Raw genomic sequence first — 6,209 nt, 5'->3', positions numbered from 1 at the left:
ACGGCCGCCGGCTGACCGATGACGTCCTGGACATCGCGCTTCAGGTCGTCGAGGGCGAGCTGCTCGCCGCCCGCAGGCGCCGTTCTCCCGGGTACGGGCACGGCTCCGCGTACGGGGGCAGGCCCCGCAGAGCAGCCTGGCCTACCGGGCCAGGCCGCGCGCGTCGGGCCAGGCCGCCACCCCTGTGTCGGGGCGGCCCCGCAGACCGGGCCCGACCCCACGCGTCAGGCCGCCGCAGCCCCTGGGCCGCCCGCGGCCCCAGCCGCTCCCGCACCGCCCGGAGTCCCCGTGTCGCCTTCCTGCTCCGCCTCCACCTGCTGGTTCCACTCCCGCTTGGACGCCTGCCAGCCGTCCTCGTCGTGGCCGCGCCGCCAGTAGCCGGAAATCGACAGCCACTCGCGCGGAACGTCTCGCTCGAGCCGCAGATAGCGGCGGATCTGCTTCACAAAGCCCGCCTCGCCGTGGACGAACGCATGCACCTGGCCGGACGGGAAGTCCAGCGCGCGTACGGCCGCCACCAGCGCCTCGCCGACCCGGCCGCCACCGCGGTGCAGCCAAGTGATCTCCGCCCCGTCCGGCACGCTCAGCTTGAGCTCTTCCTCCGGACCGGCCACCTCGATCAGGGCGTGCACCGGCGTGCCCGTCGGCTGCTCCGTAAGCCGCTCCAGCGCGACGGCGATCGCGGGCAGGGCGCTCTCGTCGCCCACGAGCAGATGCCAGCCGGCCTCCTGGCTCGGGGTGTACGCCCCGCCGGGGCCGAGGAAAAGGATCTCCTCGCCGGGTTCGGCGCGCGCGGCCCACGGCCCGGCCAGGCCCTCGTCTCCGTGGATCACGAAGTCCAGGGTCAGCTCCTGGGCCGCGGGCTCCCAGGCGCGCACGGTGTAGGTGCGGGTGCGAGGCCACTGGTCGCGCGGGAACTCGGCGCGGACCTGAGCAAGGTCGAACGGCTCGGGGTAGACGGCACCCTCGGCCGGGAAGAGCAGCTTGACGTAATGGTCGGTGCACTCGCCGGCGGAGAAGCCGGCCAGGCTCCCGCCGCTGAGCACCACCCGCGTCAGATGGGGCGTCAGCCGCTCGGTGCGCGCCACCCGCGCCCGGTTGACCTGCGGCGTCTTGCGGGCCGGACGGTCTGCCACGGCCACCTCCCTGATCCACAAAGATCCACAAACGGGTTAGGGTTACCTAACTTAACACCTCACCCCGCAAGAGTGGAGAGCAGCCGGCGCAGTGATCCGCCGAGACCCCACCGCTCCGCCAGCGCCTCCACCGCCCCCGCGTCCCGCGGCTGCCGCGGCAGCGCCGGGTCGAAGGCGGGCAGCGGGACGTCCGAGGCCACCCGCACCACCTTCGGCGCGACCGCCACATACTCCCGCGCCTCCTCCAGCCGCCTGCGCTGCGCCGGGGTCAGCTTGGAGGCGGGGTCGGCCGCCGCGGCCATGATCCCGGCCAGGTCGCCGTACGAGGCGAGGAGCTTGGCCGCGGTCTTCTCGCCGATCCCGGGCACGCCCGGCAGCCCGTCGCTGGTGTCGCCGCGCAGCAGCGCCAGATCCGCGTACCCCGAGCCACCCACGCCGTACTTCTCGCGCAGTGCGTCCTCGTCGAACACCTGCAGCGTGCCGACGCCCTTGACCGGGTAGAGCACCCGCGCCGCGCGCCGGTCGTCGACGAGCTGGAACAGGTCGCGGTCGCCGGTGACGATGTCGACCGGGCCGGAGGCCCGGCCCGCGAGCGTGCCGATGATGTCATCCGCCTCGTAGCCATCTGCGCCCACCCGGGCGATCCCGACCGCGTCCAGCACCTCGTCGATCACCGGGACCTGCGGGGAGAGGGTGTCGGGCACCTCCTCCTGGTCCACACCGTCCGGCGCGGGGGCCTCCTCGGCCACCCGGTGCGCCTTGTACGAGGGGATCAGATCGACCCGCCACTTGGGGCGCCAGTCGAAGTCCATGCAGGCCACCAGGTCGTCCGGGTGATGGTCCTGGACCAGCCGGGCGATGAAGTCGAGCAGCCCGCGCACGGCGTTCACCGGTGTGCCGTCGGGGGCGCGGACGGAGTCCGGCACCCCGAAATAGGCGCGGAAGTAGAGGGACGAGGTGTCGAGGAGCATCAGGCGTCGGGTCACGCCTCGATGATGCCGCACACCACTGACACAAACGCCCCGGAAATGTGACGTGGGTCACCGATGGGTTTACGCCAAACGGTTCAGGGCAGGCGCGCAGCCGGAGCGGACCCGTTAGGCAAAACAACTATTGCATCGGGCAAGCGGTCGGAAACCGCCCGCTCCACGACCCGCCGGCGGGGGTGGCGGGTCGTTTTTTGGTTCGACCCGAGAGGTATATGTGTCCAGGCTGCAAGCCGAACACCTCTACAAGGTGTTCGGCAGACGACCCGATGAGGCGGTGGCGAAGCTCGACGGCGGTACGGACCGTGACGAGCTGCGCACGGATGGCACGACGGCGGCGGTCATCGACGCGTCCTTCGCCGTTGAGGCGGGCCAGATATTCGTCGTCATGGGTCTGTCCGGGTCCGGTAAGTCCACGCTGCTGCGCATGCTCAACGGACTGCTGGAGCCGACCGCCGGGCGCGTCCTCTACGACGGCCAGGACCTGACGGCCCTGGCCGCGCGCGACCTGCGCGAGGTGCGCTCCCACAAGATCAGCATGGTCTTCCAGCACTTCGCGCTCTTCCCGCACCGCAGCGTCCTGGAGAACGCCGGGTACGGCCTCGAGGTGCAGGGCGTGCCGCGCGCCGAGCGCAAGCGCCGCGCCACCGAGGCGCTCGGCCTCGTCGGCCTCGCGGGCTGGGAGAAGTCCTGGCCCGACGAGCTCTCCGGCGGTATGCAGCAGCGCGTCGGTCTGGCCCGCGCGTTGGCCACCGACGCCGACCTGCTGCTGATGGACGAGTCCTTCAGCGCGCTCGACCCGCTGATCCGCCGCGATATGCAGGACCAGCTGCTGGAGCTGCAGAAGCGGCTGAAGAAGACCATCGTCTTCATCACCCACGACCTCAACGAGGCCATGCGCCTCGGCGACCGCATCGCCGTCATGCGCGACGGCCGGATCGTCCAGATCGGTACCGCCGAGGACATCCTGGTCACCCCGGCCAACGACTATGTCGCCTCCTTCACCCAGGACGTCGACCGCACCCGGGTGCTCACCGCGGGCGCGATCATGGCCGATCCCGAGGAGGCGCTGGGCACCACGACCCCGGACGGCACGGTGCTGCGCACCGAGAGCGACATCCTGGCGGCCGCCCCCGCGACCGTCACCGCAGACACCCCGATCATCGAGCTGTTCACGCCCTGCTCGCGCAGTGGTGTCGCGGTCGCGGTGGTCGACGAGGAGGGCAGCCTTATCGGCGTCGTCCCCCGCGCCCGGCTGCTCGCCGTGCTCGGCGACCCGGAGCCGGGGCCGGACGACGGACCGGACGCGCCCGCCGGGGGCCCTGAGGCCATCAAGGCATCCAAGACCTCACAGACTCCCGAGGCCCCCGAGGGGAAGGTGATCGCCGGTGCCTAGGATTGAGCTCGGAAGTTGGATCCGGTCCGGTATCAACTTCCTTCGCGACAACTTCGAGTGGCTTTTCGACTTCATCGCCAAGGTCGTCCAGGGGATGTACGACGGCGTGCACGATGTGCTCGCCGCCCCCAACGCCCTGCTCCTCGCGGGCATCCTCGCGGTGCTCGCCTGGTGGCTGCGCGGCCTGGTGCCCGCCGTCCTCGCCTTCGCCGGCTTCGCGCTCATCGACTCGATCCAGCAGTGGGACGAGGCGATGGAGACGCTGTCGCTGGTGCTGGTCGCCGGTGTGATCACGATCGTGCTGGCCGTACCGCTGGGCATCTGGGCTTCGCGCAACCGCGCCGTGAGCGCCGTGCTCCGCCCGGTGCTGGACTTCATGCAGACGATGCCCGCCTTCGTCTACCTCATCCCCGGCATCTTCTTCTTCGGCGTCGGCGTGGTCCCAGGCGTCATCGCGACCATCGTCTTCTCCATGCCGCCGGGCGTACGGATGACCGAGCTGGGCATCCGCCAGGTCGACGCGGAGCTTGTCGAGGCCGCCGACGCCTTCGGCACCACCCCGCGCCGCACCCTGCTCCAAGTCCAGCTGCCGCTCGCCCTGCCCACGATCATGGCGGGCGTCAACCAGGCCATCATGCTCGCGCTGTCGATGGTCGTCATCGCGGGCATGGTCGGCGGTGGCGGCCTCGGCTCCTCCGTCTTCGAAGCGATCAGCTCGGTCGACGTGGCCCTCGGTTTCGAGGGCGGCATCGCGGTGGTCATCCTCGCCATGTACCTGGACCGGATGACCGGCGCCCTCAACCAGCGCGTCTCGCCGCTCGGCCGACGGGCCCTGGCCAAGCAGGCCGCGAGCGCCGTGGGCGGCCTGAAGGTGCTCCAGTGGCGCCCCGCGACCTCGGTCGCGATGGTCGGCGTCGTCGTCCTCGCGCTCGTCGCGGGCGGCCTGAACATCTTCGGCGACGACGACAGCGGCCAGAAGGTCACCGCTGACATCGGCAAGGGCCGCACGGTCAAGCTCGGCTACATCAACTGGGACGAGGGCGTCGCCTCCACCTACCTGTGGAAGGAAATCCTGGAGCAGCGCGGTTTCAAGCCGCAGCTTCAGACGTATGACATCGGCACGCTGTTCACCGGCATGGCGGCCGGTGACGTGGACATGCAGACCGACGCCTGGCTGCCCGCCACCCATGCCTCGTACTGGAAGCAGTACAAGGACCAGCTGGAGGACCTCGGCACCTGGTACGACAAGACCTCGCTGGAGGTCGCGGTGCCCTCGTACGTCAAGGACGTGAAGTCCCTGGACGACCTCAAGGGCAAGGCCGACAAGTTCAAGGGCAAGATCATCGGCATTGAGCCGGGCGCCGGCGAGATGAAGATCATGAAGGACGAGGTCCTCCCGGGCTACGACCTGAACGGCGAGTACACGCTGGTCAAGGCCTCCACCAACGCCATGCTCTCCCAGCTGGATCGCTCCTACGCCAAGAAGGAGCCGGTCGCCGTCACCCTGTGGTCCCCGCACTGGGCGTACAGCAAGTACAAGCTCACCAAGCTCGCGGACCCCAAGGGAGCCTTCGGCAAGGGCGACGGCATCCACGCCATCGGGCGCAAGGGCTTCTCCCAGAAGCAGCCGGAGATCGCCAAGTGGATGAAGGACTTCAAGCTCACCGAGAAGCAGCTCACCAGCCTCGAAGCGGCCATCCGGGACGCGGGCAAGGGCAAGCAGCAGGACGGCGTGCGCGCCTGGCTGAAGAAGAACCCCGGTGTGGTCGACAAGCTCGCCCCGGTGGGCGGCGCCGGCACCGCCACCCAGGGCAAGCAGGCCGGGGCCGCGCCCCGGATCGGCTACTTCCCCTGGGACGAGGACGTCGCCACCACCTATCTGTGGAAGAACGTCCTGGAGAAGCGCGGCTACAAGCCGTCGATCAAGCAGTACGACGTGGGCTCCATGTTCACCGGGATGAGCGCCGGGCAGATCGACGTCGAATTCGACGGCTGGCTACCGGTCGCCCAGAAGCAGTACTGGGACCGCTACAAGAAGAACCTCGTCGATATCGGGCCGTGGTACGACAAGACCTCGCTCGAGATCGCGGTGCCCTCGTACGTCAAGGACGTGAAGTCCCTGGCGGATCTCAAGGGCAAGGCCGACAGGTTCAAGGGCAAGATCATCGGCATTGAGCCGGGCACCGGCGAGATGCAGCTGCTCAAGAGCAAGGTCCTCAAGGAGTACGACCTGGACAAGGAGTACGAGGTCACCAACAACGCCTCCCCGGCCATGCTCGCCCAGCTCGAGCGCTCGTACGCCAAGAAGGAGCCCGTCGCCGTCGTGCTGTGGACCCCGCACTGGGCGTACAGCAAGTACCAGCTCACCAAGCTGGCCGACCCGAAGAAGGCGTTCGGGGCCAACAACGAGATCCGCTCGCTGGGCCACAAGTCCTTCCCGAAGAAATACTCCGAGTTCTACGGGTGGCTGAAGAACTGGCACATGACCGAGCAGGAACTGGCCAGCCTGGAGCAGGCCGTTCAGGACGCCGGCAAGGGCAATGTCGAGAAGGGCGTCCAGAAGTGGATCGACGCCCACCCCGGCATCGTCGACAAGATGGCCCCGGTGAGCTGACGGCCCACCGGAACCAACCGGAACCAGCCTGAATCACCAGTGACCGCCGCCGCGGCCCGGAGCAAGCGCTCCGGCCC

Annotated in this window: 4 protein-coding genes; 2 read left to right on the top strand and 2 right to left on the bottom strand. The window is 69.4% G+C overall.

The features are described from left to right. Window positions 1–224: 224 nt before the first annotated feature. A complete protein-coding gene (locus ACWDSL_RS51160) occupies window positions 225–1,136 on the bottom strand; it encodes a siderophore-interacting protein (RefSeq protein WP_450496355.1) in 912 nt (303 codons plus the stop codon). 59 nt (window positions 1,137–1,195) lie between these two features. Beyond that, a complete protein-coding gene (locus tag ACWDSL_RS51155) occupies window positions 1,196–2,122 on the bottom strand; it encodes a 5'-3' exonuclease (protein ID WP_450496354.1) in 927 nt (308 codons plus the stop codon). A 217-nt stretch (window positions 2,123–2,339) separates the two neighbouring features. Between ACWDSL_RS51155 and ACWDSL_RS51150 the strand changes: the two genes are divergently transcribed. Further along, window positions 2,340–3,518: a quaternary amine ABC transporter ATP-binding protein gene (locus ACWDSL_RS51150; RefSeq protein ID WP_450496352.1), complete on the top strand. Its 1,179-nt coding sequence runs from the start codon at window positions 2,340–2,342 to the stop codon at window positions 3,516–3,518. After that, window positions 3,511–6,132 carry an ABC transporter permease/substrate binding protein gene (locus tag ACWDSL_RS51145; protein ID WP_450496350.1) on the top strand — a complete coding sequence of 874 codons (2,622 nt, stop codon included), beginning with the start codon at window positions 3,511–3,513 and terminating at the stop codon, window positions 6,130–6,132. Before ACWDSL_RS51150 ends, ACWDSL_RS51145 begins: the two co-directional genes overlap by 8 nt. The last annotated feature ends 77 nt before the right edge of the window (window positions 6,133–6,209 follow it).

The organism is Streptomyces sp. NPDC000941 (assembly GCF_053599555.1).
The sequence above is the reverse complement of the archived record's forward strand: the minus strand, read 5'-3'. Positions and strand labels throughout refer to the sequence as shown.